The organism is Pseudomonas lalkuanensis (genome assembly GCF_008807375.1).
GTDB lineage: Bacteria > Pseudomonadota > Gammaproteobacteria > Pseudomonadales > Pseudomonadaceae > Metapseudomonas > Metapseudomonas lalkuanensis.
On sequence record NZ_CP043311.1, the window covers coordinates 2,444,441 to 2,458,758 of the forward strand.

Annotated in this window: 18 protein-coding genes; 9 read left to right on the plus strand and 9 right to left on the minus strand. The window is 65.5% G+C overall.

Annotation, left to right across the window (positions count from 1 at the left end; translation table 11 throughout):
- Positions 1 to 90: 90 nt before the first annotated feature.
- Together FXN65_RS11505 and FXN65_RS11510 are read left to right on the plus strand one after the other, a co-directional pair.
- Positions 91 to 492, plus strand: a complete 402-nt coding sequence (locus tag FXN65_RS11505) for an MbcA/ParS/Xre antitoxin family protein (protein WP_151133327.1) — start codon at positions 91 to 93, stop codon at positions 490 to 492.
- Entirely contained in the window at positions 492 to 1,178 is a 687-nt protein-coding gene (locus FXN65_RS11510) for an RES family NAD+ phosphorylase (RefSeq protein ID WP_178119309.1), read from the plus strand. Before FXN65_RS11505 ends, FXN65_RS11510 begins: the two co-directional genes overlap by 1 nt.
- On the opposite strand, the gene FXN65_RS11515 is transcribed toward FXN65_RS11510, so the two are convergent.
- A complete protein-coding gene (locus FXN65_RS11515; RefSeq protein WP_151133328.1) occupies positions 1,175 to 2,314 on the minus strand; it encodes a YbdK family carboxylate-amine ligase in 1,140 nt (379 codons plus the stop codon). The two genes, FXN65_RS11510 and FXN65_RS11515, sit on opposite strands and share 4 nt — an antisense overlap.
- A 251-nt stretch (positions 2,315 to 2,565) precedes the next feature.
- Here FXN65_RS11515 and FXN65_RS11520 point away from each other — a divergent pair, with 251 nt between their 5' ends.
- Together FXN65_RS11520 and FXN65_RS11525 are read left to right on the plus strand one after the other, a co-directional pair.
- Positions 2,566 to 2,751: a hypothetical protein gene (locus FXN65_RS11520; protein WP_151133329.1), complete on the plus strand. Its 186-nt coding sequence runs from the start codon at positions 2,566 to 2,568 to the stop codon at positions 2,749 to 2,751.
- 2 nt (positions 2,752 to 2,753) lie between these two features.
- On the plus strand, positions 2,754 to 3,053 hold the full coding sequence (locus FXN65_RS11525) for a hypothetical protein (RefSeq protein WP_151133330.1): 300 nt from the start codon (positions 2,754 to 2,756) through the stop codon (positions 3,051 to 3,053).
- Between the two features lie 171 nt (positions 3,054 to 3,224).
- On the opposite strand, the gene FXN65_RS11530 is transcribed toward FXN65_RS11525, so the two are convergent.
- The 6 genes from FXN65_RS11530 to FXN65_RS11555 form a co-directional block, all read right to left on the minus strand.
- Complete coding sequence (locus FXN65_RS11530) at positions 3,225 to 3,935, minus strand: rRNA pseudouridine synthase (RefSeq protein ID WP_151133331.1); 711 nt, start codon at positions 3,933 to 3,935, stop codon at positions 3,225 to 3,227.
- A gap of 115 nt (positions 3,936 to 4,050) precedes the next feature.
- Positions 4,051 to 4,971 (minus strand): 5-oxoprolinase subunit C family protein, encoded by a 921-nt coding sequence (locus FXN65_RS11535; RefSeq protein WP_151133332.1) that lies wholly within the window; start codon positions 4,969 to 4,971, stop codon positions 4,051 to 4,053.
- A complete protein-coding gene (locus tag FXN65_RS11540) occupies positions 4,968 to 5,681 on the minus strand; it encodes a 5-oxoprolinase subunit B family protein (protein ID WP_151133333.1) in 714 nt (237 codons plus the stop codon). The genes FXN65_RS11535 and FXN65_RS11540 overlap by 4 nt, the downstream gene beginning before the upstream one ends.
- Positions 5,678 to 6,421, minus strand: coding sequence for a 5-oxoprolinase subunit PxpA (locus tag FXN65_RS11545; RefSeq protein WP_151133334.1), 744 nt, complete (start codon positions 6,419 to 6,421; stop codon positions 5,678 to 5,680). The genes FXN65_RS11540 and FXN65_RS11545 overlap by 4 nt, the downstream gene beginning before the upstream one ends.
- A gap of 26 nt (positions 6,422 to 6,447) precedes the next feature.
- Positions 6,448 to 7,674, minus strand: a complete 1,227-nt coding sequence (locus FXN65_RS11550; RefSeq protein ID WP_151133335.1) for an OprD family porin — start codon at positions 7,672 to 7,674, stop codon at positions 6,448 to 6,450.
- A gap of 29 nt (positions 7,675 to 7,703) precedes the next feature.
- Positions 7,704 to 8,966 (minus strand): MFS transporter, encoded by a 1,263-nt coding sequence (locus tag FXN65_RS11555; RefSeq protein ID WP_151138754.1) that lies wholly within the window; start codon positions 8,964 to 8,966, stop codon positions 7,704 to 7,706.
- 315 nt (positions 8,967 to 9,281) lie between these two features.
- Here FXN65_RS11555 and FXN65_RS11560 point away from each other — a divergent pair, with 315 nt between their 5' ends.
- The 3 genes from FXN65_RS11560 (at position 9,282) to FXN65_RS11570 (ending at position 12,076) form a co-directional block, all read left to right on the plus strand.
- Positions 9,282 to 10,235 carry a LysR family transcriptional regulator gene (locus FXN65_RS11560; RefSeq protein WP_151133336.1) on the plus strand — a complete coding sequence of 318 codons (954 nt, stop codon included), beginning with the start codon at positions 9,282 to 9,284 and terminating at the stop codon, positions 10,233 to 10,235.
- Between the two features lie 97 nt (positions 10,236 to 10,332).
- The gene (locus FXN65_RS11565; RefSeq protein ID WP_151133337.1) at positions 10,333 to 11,118 is read left to right on the plus strand and encodes a putative hydro-lyase; all 786 of its coding nucleotides are present in this window, start codon (positions 10,333 to 10,335) and stop codon (positions 11,116 to 11,118) included.
- 376 nt (positions 11,119 to 11,494) lie between these two features.
- On the plus strand, positions 11,495 to 12,076 hold the full coding sequence (locus FXN65_RS11570; RefSeq protein WP_151133338.1) for an MliC family protein: 582 nt from the start codon (positions 11,495 to 11,497) through the stop codon (positions 12,074 to 12,076).
- 13 nt (positions 12,077 to 12,089) lie between these two features.
- Here FXN65_RS11570 and FXN65_RS11575 read toward each other — a convergent pair whose 3' ends face one another.
- Both FXN65_RS11575 and FXN65_RS11580 read right to left on the minus strand, forming a co-directional pair.
- Positions 12,090 to 12,386 carry a YgaP-like transmembrane domain gene (locus tag FXN65_RS11575; RefSeq protein ID WP_151133339.1) on the minus strand — a complete coding sequence of 99 codons (297 nt, stop codon included), beginning with the start codon at positions 12,384 to 12,386 and terminating at the stop codon, positions 12,090 to 12,092.
- Between the two features lie 75 nt (positions 12,387 to 12,461).
- Positions 12,462 to 12,740 carry a hypothetical protein gene (locus FXN65_RS11580; RefSeq protein WP_151133340.1) on the minus strand — a complete coding sequence of 93 codons (279 nt, stop codon included), beginning with the start codon at positions 12,738 to 12,740 and terminating at the stop codon, positions 12,462 to 12,464.
- A 423-nt stretch (positions 12,741 to 13,163) separates the two neighbouring features.
- Between FXN65_RS11580 and FXN65_RS11585 the strand changes: the two genes are divergently transcribed.
- Together FXN65_RS11585 and FXN65_RS11590 are read left to right on the plus strand one after the other, a co-directional pair.
- The gene (locus FXN65_RS11585) at positions 13,164 to 13,664 is read left to right on the plus strand and encodes a hypothetical protein (RefSeq protein WP_151133341.1); all 501 of its coding nucleotides are present in this window, start codon (positions 13,164 to 13,166) and stop codon (positions 13,662 to 13,664) included.
- Between the two features lie 150 nt (positions 13,665 to 13,814).
- Positions 13,815 to 14,318, plus strand: coding sequence for an anthrone oxygenase family protein (locus FXN65_RS11590; protein ID WP_151133342.1), 504 nt, complete (start codon positions 13,815 to 13,817; stop codon positions 14,316 to 14,318).

The window sequence follows — 14,318 nt, forward strand, 5'->3', positions numbered from 1 at the left end:
CTCGTGAATGCTACCAATCGGAACTAATAACTTGAAAAAATTCGGATCAGGAGTAGATTTACAGACAAGAAACCTGCTCGAGGAAACGTCATGAGCATTCCCGCCAGCCATGCCAGCCCTGATATCCAGAGTGGCGAAGCGGGCCGCGTGGCCCTGAAATTCTTCTTCAACCTGATGGACAAGTGGGGTTGCACCAAGGAGCAGCAGCGCACCCTGCTGGGCTCCATCGGCAATACCACCTATTTCAGCTACAAGAAGCTGCCCAGCGTGCGCCTGCCCCACGACACCCTGGAGCGCATTTCCTACCTGATGGGCATTCACAAGTCCCTGCGCATCCTGTTCAGCAATCAGGAAGCACGGGCCTACGAATGGGTGCACAAGCCCAACGCCGCGGCGCCCTTCAACGGCCGCAGCGCCCTGGACTACATGCTGGGTGGCCAGGTGGTGGATGTGGCCGATGTGCGACGCTATCTCGATGGAGTGCGTGGCTGATGACCCAGGAGCTTCTGGTTGAACGGATTCCCGAATGGAGCAAGGCCTACCGCCTGATCAACAGCTGCTTCCCACCCATCTCCGTGTTCGAGGACACCCTCGATCCGGATGACCTGGAAATCGCCTACGCCATCGAGTCCATGACCAACGACAGGCTGCGCGACCAGGTGGGCGAGATTTCCCGCGTAGCGCCCGGGGACCGCGTCAGTGGCGCCGGCGCTACCGTGGTGATGGCCGTGTTCACCCACATCGGCCGCGCCAGCCGCTTTTCCGATGGTTCCTTCGGCATCTATTACTGCGCCAGCTCCATCGACGCTGCAATCGCCGAAACCCGCTACCACCAGGAGCGCTTCTGGCGGGCGACCCAGGAGGCGAGCATCGAGATCACCCTGCGCGCCTACGTGAACAAGGTGGTCCAGCCGATGCTCGACGTGCGTGATCGAGTCGAGCTGCATGACCCGGACCCGGCCAGCTACGGCGCCAGCCAGGCCTTCGCCGGGCAACACCGCAACGCCGACAAGTGGGGGCTGCTGTACAACAGCGTGCGCCTGCCGGGTCACGAGTGTGTGGCCGCCTTCCGCCCGCCGGCGGTGACCCTGCCGGTGCAGGGGCCGCACTTCCGCTACATCTGGGATGGCCGCACGCAGAGCATTTCGCACGTACTCAAGATGAGCCCGGTGGGCTAATCGCCGCAGGTCTCGGCGATCAGCCCGTCCACCACCGAAACCAGCGCCTGCTGCCGGGGCAGGCCCGCCTGCAGGGCCTCCCGGTAACGCTGCAGCTGGCGGTCGGCGCTGCTGCCGTAGCGCAGGATGTGGCGGCCACGGGTGAAGGCCAGGCCGTCACCTTCGGCTTCTGCCAGTGCGCCAAAACAGGCATGGGCCCGTGCCAGCCAGGCGCCGGCCGACAGGCTGGCCTCGCCCGAGGCGTCGAGGAACAGGCCGTGGATACCAAAGCGCATGGCACGCCAGTGGTTCTCCTTCAGTATCAGGCGTTGCAGCAGAGGGTCGTGTGGGAGGTCTTCCGTCCGATCCATGGACCAGGCGACGAGGGCGCGGAACAGGGAGACCACGCATAGGGCGTCCTCCACCGATGGGCACGCGTCGACGCCCAGCAACTCCAGGGCTGGAAAGCGCGGGGAAGGGCGGATGCGCCAGCTGAGATCGCTCGCCCGGCGGATCGACCCTGACGCCATCAGCCACTGCATGTAGGCGGCAAACGCCGGTTCGTCCGGGAAGTGCTCGGGTATGCCCTTGTGCGGCCATTCCGCGCAGAGCGCCTGGCGATAGCTCATCAGCCCGGTCGGGCGTCCACCCCAAAGAGGCGATGAGGTACTCAGGGCCAGCAGCAGGGGCAGCCAGTCCAGCACCCGGTTCATCACCATGATGCGGTCGACGTTCTCGGGCACGACGACCTGGACCCGCATGCCGCAGGCCAGGCTGCGGTGGGCGATCATCCGATGGTCTTCGAAGCACGATTGGTTGTGCGGGTCACCCGACGGCGCCTGCGAGTGCCAGTCCGCGAAGGGATGGGTGCCCGCGCAGACCGGCGCCAGCTGAAACTCCCGGGCGATGGTTGCCAGGCGGGTGCGCCGTTCCAGCAGGCTGGCGCGGCCCTCGGCGATTTCCAGCAGGCTGGGCTGGACCATGTCAAGGCGTACCAGGCTCTGGAACATCTCCTGGCTGAAGCCTTCCTTGAAGGCATTCCGGGCGGCCTGGAGGAAACCTTCCGGCAGTTGCGCGGGGAGATTGCGGCTGCGCCTGTCCACCAGGAAGAAAGTTTCCTCGACGCCGAATCCGGGTGCGGGATGATCGTTGGGCATGCCGGCCCCCTCGATCTTGTCGTACTGCAAGTGACGTACCCGCCGGGGAAGGTTGCAAGGACCGTTTGTCTGCAAAGGCTCTGCAACGGGGGCGTCATGCAGCCGAGGGATGCTTTCCGATGAATAACCGCCCGATGACATTTACGCGGCGGGTTTCCCTGCTAGGTTTTTCAGTCCGGCCACTCGATTGGTGGGGAGGACTGAGAATGAATAATTTGATGCTTCGCCAGGTTGAGGACACCTTGAACAAGATGAGCGTCACGTTTCAGTTCGAATGCTTGTGGGAACCCGATGGCAGTTGCTCCATTACCCTCAGCAACCACCATCTCGCCATACCGCGAACCAAGGTGGCCGGCATCAGCCAGCGTGAGCTGCGGGATGTGTCCAGCACCCAGCGACTGGGGCTGGAATTGATGGACCGGGTCCTGGACGACTGAAGATGCGGCCGTCCCATTCGCCGAAATTGCAGGTGCTGCACCAGCCCTCCGGCAAGAATCCCAGGTCGGTCGAGCGTATCGCCATCTTCATGGTGATCGGCATGTTTCTGCTGGGTGTCTACGGCCAGTACTCGGGCCGTGGCCCGGGCAGCGCCCCCGCGCAGAGCAGGCCGGCGACAACGCCGGTGTTCGAGTTTCAGCGCCTGAGCGCCAATCCCGCCGAGCGGACGGCTTCGTCCGGTCAGCAAAGGCGGCAGGAACGCCGTGACGGGCAAGAGCAGCAGACGCGGGTGCAGTTGTAGCTGTGGGACCGATTTCAATCGCGAATGAATTCGCTCCCACACCGATTCGCCAGACCTGCCCCTGGCCCAAAGAGTGGAAGGCGCTTTTTCCGTCCACCGGTCTCCGGTTCCCAGTGCCCTGCAATGCTGGGCCTCCTTCCTTGGATCAACCTACGACAGGACGGCGTCCTGTCAGAACTTCTCCACCAGCCCCAGATAGCGCCACTGCCCAACCGGCACCTTGCCCATGGGCACGCCGCCGATGCGGATGCGCTTCATGCCGACCACCTTCAGGCCGACTGCCTCGCAATAGGACGCGATGAGGCCGGCGCGGGGGTTCTTCAGGGCGAAGCGCAGGTGGGTTTCGTTCTGCCAGCTGGCTTTCACCGGCGGGAGTTCGCCGGACTTCACGCGGACGCCGCGCTTGAGCTTGTCCAGCCCGTTTTCCGTCATCGTCCCGCTGACCTCGACCACATACTCCTGCTCCAGCTTGCCGGCGTCTTCATTGAGCTTGCGCAGGGCGCGCCAGTCCTGGGTGAGCACCAGCAGGCCGCTGGCGCCGGGTTGCAGGGGCAGGGCGGTGGACAGGCGGGAGAAGTGGCCATGCAGCAGGCGCACATTGGCGCGGTCGTCCGGCCAGCGGCTCTCGGGGGTGAGCACACGCTGGGCGGCTTCGAAGCTCAGCCCGGCTGGCTGGTTGAGCAGCAGGGTCATCGGCTCCAGCTGGTCGGGCGTGGCGCCGGGCAGCAGGGCCACCGTCTGGCCTTCCACCTTGAACTGCGGCTGTTCCACCACTTCGCCATCCACTGTCACCCAACCGCCCTCGATGTACAGCTCGGCTTCCCGGCGAGAGCAGCCGGTGAGTTCGATAACGCGTTTGGACAGGCGGATGGGATCGGTCATGGAGGCAGCCAGCAGAGGGGAAAGGACGCAATGGTAAACCCTTTGGCGGCTTTCCTGTGGGCTTCCTGCCTGTAGGGGCGAATGAATTCGCCCCTACAGGAGTTCGCTGCCGATGTCAGACATTCCACCACCCGGCCACGGCCTTGCGGTGTTCCTGATGCGCCGCTTCCTGCACCGTCGGCACCAGGTGCAGCGTGGCGCCGGGCAGGCATTGCGCCAGGCGTGCCGCGGCCAGCGGGGTGAGGGCGCCGAGGCGGGGGTAGCCCCCGATGGTCTGGCGGTCGTTGAGCAGGGCGATCGGCTGGCCGTCCGGCGGGACCTGAACAGCCCCCAGGGCGATGCCTTCGGAAATCATCGACTGGGTCCTGCATTCCAGTTTCGGACCGAGCAGGCGTACGCCCATGCGGTCGGCGCGGGTGTCCACCGTCCATTGGCTGTTGAAGGCATCGAACAGGCTCTGGCCGGAGAAGTCGCCGATCTGCGCGCCGAGGATCAACTCCAGGCGGGCATCAGCGCTGAAATCGGGAGTCTGTGCGCGCGGCATGTCGCGCATCTGCAGGGCGTCGCCCTGCCAATGCAGCTGGTCGCCTTTGGCCAGGGCCTTGCCGTTCGCGTGGAGGCCACCCAGTTCTTCACGGGCTACGGTCGCTACGCTGCCCAACTGAGGTTCGCCACGGAAACCCCCCGGTGCGGCCAGATAGGCACGCACACCCCGGCGCGGATGGGCGAATTCCAGGCGCTGGCCACTGCGCACCCTGAAGGCGCCCCACGCCGGCAGCGGCTGGCCGTCCAGTGTGGCGCCCAAGTCGGCGCCGGCGATGGCCAGCACGCCGTCCCGCTGGCAGGTCAGGCTGAACGCGCCCAGGCCCACTTCCACCACGGTGGCATCCAGGGCGTTGCCCAGCAGCCAGTTGGCCCAGCCCATGGACACCCAGTCCAGCGCGCCACCCTGGGTCACGCCCAGGTGGCGGCAGCCGAAGCGGCCCTTGTCCTGGAGGAGGATGAACGGCGTGCTGTTGTCGATCACGAGGCTCATTGCAGGCTCTCCAGCGGTGTGTCGTCGCCGCCCAGGCGGATGAATTCGGCGCGGTCTATGGGCTCGAAACGCACCCGGTCGCCGGCCTGCAGCAGGCTGTAGCCGGGTAGGTCCAGGTCGAACAGGCCCACTGGCGTGCGTCCCAGCAGGTTCCAGCCACCGGGGCTTTCCACCGGGTAGACCGCCGTCTGCCGCTCGGCGATGCCGACGCTGCCGGGCGCGATGCGTTTGCGCGGGGTGGTCAGGCGCGGCGCAGCGAGCGCTTCCTCCACCAGCCCCATGAAGGCGAAACCGGGGGTGAAGCCCAGGGCGAATACCTGGTACTCGCGCTCGCTGTGACGGCGCACCAGCTCGGGCACGCTCAGATGCTTGCGCTGGGCCAGGGGCTCCAGGTCCGGCCCGACGCTCGGGTCGTACCAGGTGGGGATGATGTGGCTGCGGCCGCTGGCGCAGGTTTCCGGGCTGAGGTCGGCGAGCGCGCCGGCAATCAGCTCGCGGGCCTGGCGCGGGTCCAGCCGCTGCAGGTCGTAGTGCAGCAGCAGGGTGGTGTAGGAGGGCACCAGGTCCACCAGTGCATCGCCGAAGGTCTCCCGCAGGCGGGTGCCGGCGGCCAGCATCCAGGGCATGTTGGCTTCGTCGATGCGGTCGAACAGGCGCAGGATGAAGGCGTCGATGGACGCCACTTCGATGCGCGGTTGCGGGGTGCTCATTGGGCCTCCAGCGCTTCGCGTATGCGCTTGACCGCGGCGATCGAGCCGGGATTGTCGCCGTGCACGCAGAGGGTGTGCGCCTTCAGCGGCAGGTCGCTGCCATCGCTGGCGCGCAGGGACTCGCCACGGGCGAGGGTGATGGCCTGGGCCACCACCTGCTCCGGATCGTGGTGGACCGCGCCGGGCAGGCTGCGGGACACGAGATAGCCGTTGCCGTCGTAGGCGCGGTCGGCGAAGGCCTCGAACCAGAGGGTTACGCCATGCTCGTCGCCGATGGCCTGGGCGGCGCTGTTGTCGCGGGTGCTCATCAGCATCAGCGGCAATTGCGCGTCGTAGGCGGCCACGGCACGCATCACGGCGGCGAGGATGGCCGGGTCGCGCATCATGTCCTGGTACAGCGCGCCATGGGGCTTGACGTAGCTGACGCGGGCGCCCTGGGCGCGGCACAGGCCGTCGAGGGCGCCGATCTGGTAGAGCATCAGGTCTTCCACTTCGGCCGGGGAACAGGCCAGGGAACGGCGGCCGAAACCCACCAGGTCCGGGTAGCCGGGGTGGGCGCCGATGCTCACCCGGTGCCTCACCGCCAGGCCGATGGTGCGGCGCATGGTGCCGGGGTCGCCGGCGTGGAAGCCGCAGGCGATGTTGGCACAGTCGATCAGGGGCATGACTTCGGCGTCCAGGCCCATGGTCCAGGCTCCGAAGCTTTCGCCGATATCGCAGTTCAGCAGCAGTCTGCTCATGGTCTGTCCTTCAGGCAGGCCCGGTCTTACCACAGCGCCAGGCTGTAGCTGAGGATCAGGCGGTTTTCGTCGAGGTCGTTGGCGAAGTTGGAGCGCACCGTGGCGTTGCGCCACTTCACGCCGAGGTTCTTCAGCGGGCCGCTCTGGATCACGTAGGCGATGTCGGTGTTGCGTTCCCACTCTTCACCGTCGCTGCCACTGGCGCGCTCCACGTGGTCGCCGCTGACGTAGCGGCTCATGAAGGTCAGGCCGGGCACGCCGAGGGCGGCGAAGTCGTAGTCGTAACGCAGTTGCCAGGAGCGCTCGCCAGTGTTGGCGAAGTCGCCGATCTGCACGAAGTTCACCAGGAAGGGGTCGCTGCCGGCGATGTAGGGGAAGGGGTCGTCGCCCGACATGCGCTGGTAGCCGGCGCCCAGGCCGTGGCCGCCGGCCTTGAGGGTGAACAGGGCGCCGCTGGCCTTGTTGTCCAGGTCGCGGAAGCTGCCGTCCTCGCGGGAGATGGCGTAGCGCAGGTCGCTCCTCAGCGACAGCTGTTCGCCCAGGGGCAGGGTGTGCACCAGGCCGGCGAAGGTCTGGCGGTAGATGTCTTCCAGCTGGCCGTAATGCAGGCTCGCGGTCAGCGCCGGGCTGACGCGGTAGTCGCCGCCGCCGAAGTTGAAGGTGTCGCTCTGGCCGCCGATGCGGTTGGCGCTGAACTCCTGGTAGTCGCTGGAACTGTTCAGCTTGATGCGGTCGAGGCGCCCGCCCTGCAGGGTGAGGTCGTCGATTTCCTGCACGTTGAGCAGCGCGCCACGGAACAGTTGCGGCAGCAGGCGCGAGTCGTTGGCGGACACGATGGGGCTCTTGAAGTGCAGGGCGCCGACCTTGAGCACGCTGTTGGAGGCCTTCAGCTTGGCGGTCAGACCGAGCTTGGAATACTCGTCCTGGGAGCCACCGGTTTGGTCCGCCGGTAGCAGGCCGGTGCCGGCGGTGCCGTCGCCGGAGTCGAGCTTGACCCCGAGCAGGCCGATGGCGTCGGCGCCGACGCCGATGGTGCCTTCGGTGTAGCCGGACTCCATGCGCAGCAGGAAGCCCTGGGCCCATTCCTCGGCCTTGTCGCGGGCGCCGCTCTGGCGGAAGTCGCGGTTGAAGTAGAAATTGCGCAGTTCCAGGCTGGCGTGGCTGTCTTCGAGCAGTTCCGACTGGGCGAGCAGGGGCCAGCCCAGTCCGCTGCCGGCTATCAGCACGGCAGCCAGACGGGTGTTCGGGTACATGAGGGAATCCTGGGTGGGATGGGGCTCGGTCAGATTTCCAGCTGCTTGCCGCGGGTTTCCGGCAGGCTGAGGGCGGCGAGGATGACCACCCCGTAGGACACTGCAGCGAAACTGCCGATGCCCACGCCCAGTGAGACGTGCTGGCTGAGGATGCCGATCAGCATCGGGAAGAGCGCGGCGACGGCGCGGCCGATGTTGTAGCAGAAGCCCTGGCCCGAACCACGGATGCGGGTGGGGAACAGCTCGGTGAGGAAGGAGCCCATGCCGCTGAAGATGCCCGAGGCGAAGAAGCCCAGGGGGAAGCCCAGCCAGAGCATGGCGGTATTGCTCACCGGCAGGTTGGTGTAGAGCAGCACCACGACGAAGGAGCCGACGGCGAAGAGGATGAAGTTCTTCTTGCGGCCGATCAGGTCGGTGAGGAAGGCGCTGATCACGTAGCCCACGTAGGAGCCGAGTATCACCATCGCCAGGTAGCCGCCGGTGCCCAGCACGGTAAGCCCGCGTTCGGCCTTGAGGAAGGTCGGCAGCCAGGAAGTGATGGCGTAGTAGCCACCCAGTGCGCCGGTGGTCAGCAAGGATGCGCGCAGGGTGATGCTGAGCATGCCGGGGGCGAAGATCTCGTAGAAGTTGACCTTCTCGGCGCCCTGGTTGTGCTTGCGGGCTTCCTTGTAGATTTCCGGCTCTTTGACCAGGCGGCGGACGATGATCACGAAGATCGCCGGCAGCAGGCCCAGCATGAACAGCGCGCGCCAGGCGTCTTCCGGCGCCAGGATGCTGAACATCAGCGAGTAGAGGATAGCGGTCATGCCCCAGCCGAGGGCCCAGCCGGACTGCACCAGGCCCACGGCCTTGCCACGGTCCTTGGCCTTGATGACTTCGCCGATCAGTACCGCGCCGGCGGTCCATTCGCCGCCGAAGCCGAAGCCCATCAGGGTGCGGGCGATCAGCAGTTGTTCGTAGCTCTGCGCGAGGCCGCAGAGGAAGGTGAAGAAGGCGAACCAGAGCACCGTCAATTGCAGGGTCAGCACGCGGCCGATGCGGTCGGAGAGGATGCCGGCCACCCAGCCGCCAGCGGCGGAGGCGAGCAGGGTGAGGGTGTGGATGAGACCGGCTTCACCTGTGGTGATGCCCCAGATGGCGATCAGCGTGGGGATGACGAAGCTGAGCATCTGGGTGTCCATGCCGTCCAGGCCGTAGCCTATCTTGCAGCTCCAGAAGGTCCGGCGCTCCTGCTTGCTGAGGGCCCGGTACCAGCCGAAATGGCCGCCCTGGTCGAGGTCCAGGCCGCCCATCTGGGTCGCGTGTTTTTCCATGGGGTTCTCCGATCGCTGTTCTTGGCGTTGTTTGAGCATTCGGCGGATGCGGAGTCGGCGCCCGCAGCCAGTGGGCGGATTCTTGTGCCGGGGTTGCGGGACCGTCCAACTAATTAAAGCGGCCGCAGGGGATAAGAATTTCCGATACCCGATCAACGGCACCAGGATTGAAGATGTTCCTGCGGCGCCGGGCGGCGTTCGTCGACCCGGAACCGCTCTGGCACAGGAAGTGCTTGAATCTACTGTATCTTTTCACCTTTGCTGCGTTTGACCCCTCGCTTGCCGGTAACCGCCATGAACCTGAAGTTCCTCGAAACCTTCGTCTGGGTCGCCCGCCTGAAAAGCTTTCGCCTGACCGCCGAGAAGCTGTTCAGCACCCAGGCGTCCATCTCCAGCCGTATCGCCGTGCTGGAGGACGAACTGGGCGTGAAACTGTTCGTGCGGGACTCCCGTGGCGTGACGCTGACACCCGAGGGGCACAAGGTGCTCGAGTACGCCGAGCAGATGATGGACACCATGCACGCCCTGCGGCAGGCCATCGACACCAGCGCCGCCACCCAGGGGCGCATTCGCATCGGTGCCATGGACACGGTGATCCATACCTGGCTGAGCCCGCTGGTGTCGAAGGTGAACGAGCTGTACCCGGCGGTGGAGATCGAGCTGATGGCCGATACCGCGCGCAACCTTTCCGAGCAGCTGCAGAAGGGCTATCTGGACCTGATCTTCCAGACCGACCCGCTGCGCCACGAGTCGGTGCTCAACCTGGAACTGGGCAGCTATCCGCTGTGCTGGATCGTCTCCACCGGCTCCATCTACCACCGCGACTACGCCTCCCTGGCCGAACTTGCCCGCGAGCGCATCGTGACCTTTTCCAAGCACTCGCGGCCCCACCAGGATGTGCTTGGCCTGCTGCATGCCAACGGTGTGATGACGCCGCACCTGAGTTGCGTGAACTCGGTGGCGGCCATGACCCGGCTGCTGCGCGACGGTTTCGGCATCGGCGCCTTGCCACCGGCCCTGGTGGCCCAGGAGCTGGAGCGTGGCGAGCTGACCCGGCTGTGCATCGGCACCATGCCGCCGAGCCTGCCGCTGGTGATGTCCTGGCGTGGCGGCACCGGCCTGGAACTGGTGGACCAGATCGCGGAGGTGAGCAAGGCCGTCGTGGCGCACTACGCCGAGAACGTGGGCAAGGACTGCTTCGTACCCGCCGAGCTGAATTCGGGCGGGCGGCACCCGCGCCCCCTGTGATTCAATTTTCCCGATGCCCGGTCCCGGAAAATTCTTGTTGGACGGCCTGGCCGCAGCGCCCCTACAAAACGCGCAGAACAACAACCGGAGCCGCCCCATGAATGCCGACCTCGCCCGACTTTCCCCCCGCGAATTGCGCCAACTGATCCGCCGTGGCGACTACGACGGCCACACCAGCGGCCTTGGCCAGCGCCACCTGCAGGCCAACATCGTGATCCTGCAGAAGTCCTGGGCGGACGAGTTCCTGCGTTTCTGCGTGCTCAATCCGCGTTCCTGCCCTCTGCTGGACGTCACCGAACCGGGTTCGCCGTACTTCGAGAAGCTCGGCACCGACGTCGATGTGCGCAGCGACCTGCCGCGCTATCGCATCCATCGGCGTGGACGGGCGTTCGAGGAAGTGACCGACATCGGCGAATTCTGGGAGGCGGATTTCGTCGCCTTCGCCATCGGCTGTTCCTTCTCGTTCGAGCAGGCCCTGCTGGACGCCGGCATTCAGCTTCGTCACATCGAGATGGGACGCAACGTCGCCATGTACCGCACCGCCATCGACACCCATCCGGCAGGACGCCTGGCGGGCAAGACGGTGGTTTCCATGCGCCCGATGAAGGCCGTCGATGCCGTACGCGCCATCGAAATCACCGCGCGCTTTCCCATGACCCACGGGGCTCCGGTGCATATCGGCGATCCTGCGCTGATCGGCATCGCTGACATCGCTGCCCCCGATTACGGCGACGCCGTGCCGGTGCGCGCCGACGAGATTCCGCTGTTCTGGGCCTGCGGCGTTACTCCCCAGGCGGTGCTGGCCGAAGCCGAGCCCGAGCTCTACATCACCCATGCGCCGGGTCACATGCTGGTCAGCGACAAGCTCTACGGCGAGGTCTAGCGGCGTCCTGTGCGAGCGATTTCAATCGCGAATGAATTCGCTCACACAGCGGCCTTGCCAGGGCGAGGAGGAATTCGTCGGTTGGTGCGGGCGGCGTTCTGCCGGAGCGCAGCGAAACCCAACGCTTCGGCGCCTGTTCCTGGCCAGCTTGGGACATCGCGGGCCCGGACCAGCCTACGGGGCCGCTGCGCGACCCTTGGCCAATGAGTTCGCCCCTACAGCGGAAGCGTCAGGATCCTAGGGGGCGCTGTGCGCACCGATTCAGGGATCGGCTTCATTCCACAAGATTCCACAAGACATGCCTGCTGGTTTGCGACATTCCTGCCGCTTTGGTCTTAACTTCGTCGTCAGGAACCCCCCAGGCACGGAGGCCGACATGATCCCCGCAAAAGGACTGATTCTGGCATTGAGCGCCACCAGCCCGTTCACCATGGCCGATACCGGTCCGTCCTTCGATTGCGCCAAGGCCCAGGGCGTTGAGCAGCAGGTGTGCGCGAGCGCCGAGCTGAGCGCGCTGGACCGGCAGATGGCCGATGTCTACACGGGCACCCTGGCCGCCACCGACGCGGCGACCCAGAAGCGCCTGCGCGCCGAGCAGCGCGGCTGGCTCAAGGCTCGGGACGAGTGCTGGAAGGCCGCCGACCAGAACCAGTGCCTGACCCTGAGCTACCAGACGCGCCTGGTGCAGTTGCAGATCCAGTCCGGCGCGGTGGCGGCGCCCGAGGCAGTGGCGTTCGCCTGTGGCGACGCCAGCAAGGCGTTCGCTGCGTCCTTCTACAACGACACCGAGCCCAATGCCGCCGTCTTCACCTACGGCGGCGACCAGACCATCGCGATCAGTCAACGCACCGCCAGCGGCGCCCGTTACAGCAACGATGGCGTGGACTTCCGGGAGCACCAGGGGGAAGCCAGGGTGGAGTGGTACGGCATGCAGATGACTTGCAAGGCCGCGCGCTGACCCCGGAGCCGCCCTAGGCCTTGCCTTCCCTTGCCAGCTTGTCCACGGCGCGCTGCAGACGCTCAAGGTCCGCGCGCAGGTGATGCAGGGCCTCGCGGCGGTCGTGGAGTACTTCCTTCACATAGCAGTGGCCGGTCAGCCCGCGGAGCAGCAGGGCAGCGCCGAGTCCAACGTCCCAGATGCCGAGCACGCCACCACGATGCAGGCCGTGGCGGGTCAGGAGCAGGCCGGAGATGACGGAACCCGCCCGCTCCAGGCCGTGGACATTCCGTTCGTATGCGGGGCCGTTGATCTGCCATTGGTGGTCCATGATGCGAATCCTCCCGTGTTGGTTTGAATCCTGACCGACCAACCCTGCGGCACGTTCAGCTGCCGTGATGAGCGGTCAGCTCCGCGTCTGGCCTTTCCTGGCCTTCTCGTCGGGACTCATCGGGTACAGGGTGAGAATGAAACGAGCTGAAACCAGCGACAGCAGCCCGAGCGCGCCGAACGCGGCGATCAGGGGGACGCCACCCGGCGCGGAGGTGACTTCGGTGAACAGCGCCAGGCCGATGGCCAGCAAGAACATCACCCCTGCGAACCACTGCAGCCCCTGGGCCCAGCGAAAGACCGGCGACTGGCGGACTTCGTTGAGGTGTCGGTTGGATTCGTCTTCTTCAGTCATGCGTCTGTCCTCATGGGTTCGCTTGACCATCGGGCGGCGGGACCTCCCGGTTCTATCAGCATGAATGGGAGCGAAGGAGCGCGGGCGGACCCGCGACAAACGGGTGCGGTGTGCCGGGCAGGGGAGTCATTCGTGATACCGGGCGGGACAGGTTCGCGCGGGCAATTCGGATGCGAGCTGGCCGTCATGCAGGTTCTCGGGCCTGTGCTATACCCAACGCATCCGGGGATTTCACCGTGCGCGCCCTGGTGCCAGGCGTTTCCCCAACCCCGTGTTCGATCGCTGCCCAGCCCGCTCTCGGCGCCGGAAGGCATCGCGTTGCTGTGATGCGCGCCGGACACGGATTCAGGTTCCAGGCAGATGATTGCGCCGTTTTCACCCGACCAGGTTCGTGACGTTCACCCAAGATGAAGGAGCATCGCAATGGCCACTGTGGAGTTCGACTTCAAATCGCACCACTCATGGACGATGGGCCCCGCCTGCGGCACTACGTTCACGTCTTCGGTGAATCCCGCGCCGGCCACAACGGCGTGCATCTACATCATTCACAACACGGCGGAGAACTCGACCTACGTCGGTTACGCGGACAACGCCAATGACAGGTGGAAATCACGTACCGAGGTGTTCCACATCATGGGAATTCCCAAGAACTACGCCAAGAACATCCTCTGTGCCTACTGCCTTCCCCATGTGCACGGTCCACACTCGATGTACCTCCAGGGGCAGAACAACTGCGAGCACCTGCTGATCCGCGCGGTCGCCAATGGTTTGCTGGGGGTTACGACCAGTACCAACACGCAACTCAGGACTGTGCCCTTTTCCAATGCGATCGCGACCAAGATCCTTGTACGTCTGCCGACCGATCCGTGGGGGAATCTGGAGAGCGACAAGCAGATCGCCCTGACCGGCGTTTTCGGCTACTAGGAACCGTGGAGAGGGAGGCGATCCGGAATTCACTGGCCGTTCTCGACCCAAGGCCGATACTCAATCCACGACAACGCTGCTCTGCTGTGCCCCGTCACCTGGCCGTTGCGGGGTTGAGCCCGGAATGGGTGGACCTCGGAGAAACCGACCATGCCCTTCATCGATGACCTGGCTTTCCTGCTCGCCTTCCTCGCCGTGATCAGCTGCGGCCTCATGGGCGGGCTGTTCTTCGCCTTCTCCAACTTCGTCATGCAAGCCCTCGCGCGCCTCTCGCCGGAGGCCGGCATCGCCGCCATGCAGGCGATCAACCGCACGGTGCTCAACCGCATCTTCCTCGGTACCTTCCTGGGCACCACTGCTGCCTGTGCGCTGCTCACGCTGTACGCCTTCGTGCACTGGGAAGTGTCCGGTACCTTCTTCCTGTTGCTCGGCAGCCTGCTGTACCTGGCCGGCAACTTCGGCGTGACCCTGTTCTGCAACGTCCCGCGCAATAACGCCCTGGCCAAGCTGGATGCGGGCAATCCGGATTCCTCCGTGCCCTGGCGCATCTACCTGGATGAGTGGACGCGCTGGAACCATGTGCGCACCGGCACCGCCCTGGCCGCGTCGGCGATGCTGATGATCGGGCTGTTCCTGATGCTGGCGATGGACTAG

Coding starts and splice junctions, on each gene's coding strand:
- FXN65_RS11510 (WP_178119309.1), top strand. CDS start 492: ATGACCCAGGAGCTTCTGGTTGAACGGATTCCCGAATGGAGCAAGGCC.
- FXN65_RS11580 (WP_151133340.1), bottom strand. CDS start 12,740: ATGACTGAAGAAGACGAATCCAACCGACACCTCAACGAAGTCCGCCAG.
- FXN65_RS11525 (WP_151133330.1), top strand. CDS start 2,754: ATGCGGCCGTCCCATTCGCCGAAATTGCAGGTGCTGCACCAGCCCTCC.
- FXN65_RS11530 (WP_151133331.1), bottom strand. CDS start 3,935: ATGACCGATCCCATCCGCCTGTCCAAACGCGTTATCGAACTCACCGGC.
- FXN65_RS11590 (WP_151133342.1), top strand. CDS start 13,815: ATGCCCTTCATCGATGACCTGGCTTTCCTGCTCGCCTTCCTCGCCGTG.
- FXN65_RS11560 (WP_151133336.1), top strand. CDS start 9,282: ATGAACCTGAAGTTCCTCGAAACCTTCGTCTGGGTCGCCCGCCTGAAA.
- FXN65_RS11585 (WP_151133341.1), top strand. CDS start 13,164: ATGGCCACTGTGGAGTTCGACTTCAAATCGCACCACTCATGGACGATG.
- FXN65_RS11550 (WP_151133335.1), bottom strand. CDS start 7,674: ATGTACCCGAACACCCGTCTGGCTGCCGTGCTGATAGCCGGCAGCGGA.
- FXN65_RS11575 (WP_151133339.1), bottom strand. CDS start 12,386: ATGGACCACCAATGGCAGATCAACGGCCCCGCATACGAACGGAATGTC.
- FXN65_RS11555 (WP_151138754.1), bottom strand. CDS start 8,966: ATGGGCGGCCTGGACCTCGACCAGGGCGGCCATTTCGGCTGGTACCGG.
- FXN65_RS11505 (WP_151133327.1), top strand. CDS start 91: ATGAGCATTCCCGCCAGCCATGCCAGCCCTGATATCCAGAGTGGCGAA.
- FXN65_RS11545 (WP_151133334.1), bottom strand. CDS start 6,421: ATGAGCAGACTGCTGCTGAACTGCGATATCGGCGAAAGCTTCGGAGCC.
- FXN65_RS11565 (WP_151133337.1), top strand. CDS start 10,333: ATGAATGCCGACCTCGCCCGACTTTCCCCCCGCGAATTGCGCCAACTG.
- FXN65_RS11520 (WP_151133329.1), top strand. CDS start 2,566: ATGAGCGTCACGTTTCAGTTCGAATGCTTGTGGGAACCCGATGGCAGT.
- FXN65_RS11535 (WP_151133332.1), bottom strand. CDS start 4,971: ATGAGCCTCGTGATCGACAACAGCACGCCGTTCATCCTCCTCCAGGAC.
- FXN65_RS11570 (WP_151133338.1), top strand. CDS start 11,495: ATGATCCCCGCAAAAGGACTGATTCTGGCATTGAGCGCCACCAGCCCG.
- FXN65_RS11515 (WP_151133328.1), bottom strand. CDS start 2,314: ATGCCCAACGATCATCCCGCACCCGGATTCGGCGTCGAGGAAACTTTC.
- FXN65_RS11540 (WP_151133333.1), bottom strand. CDS start 5,681: ATGAGCACCCCGCAACCGCGCATCGAAGTGGCGTCCATCGACGCCTTC.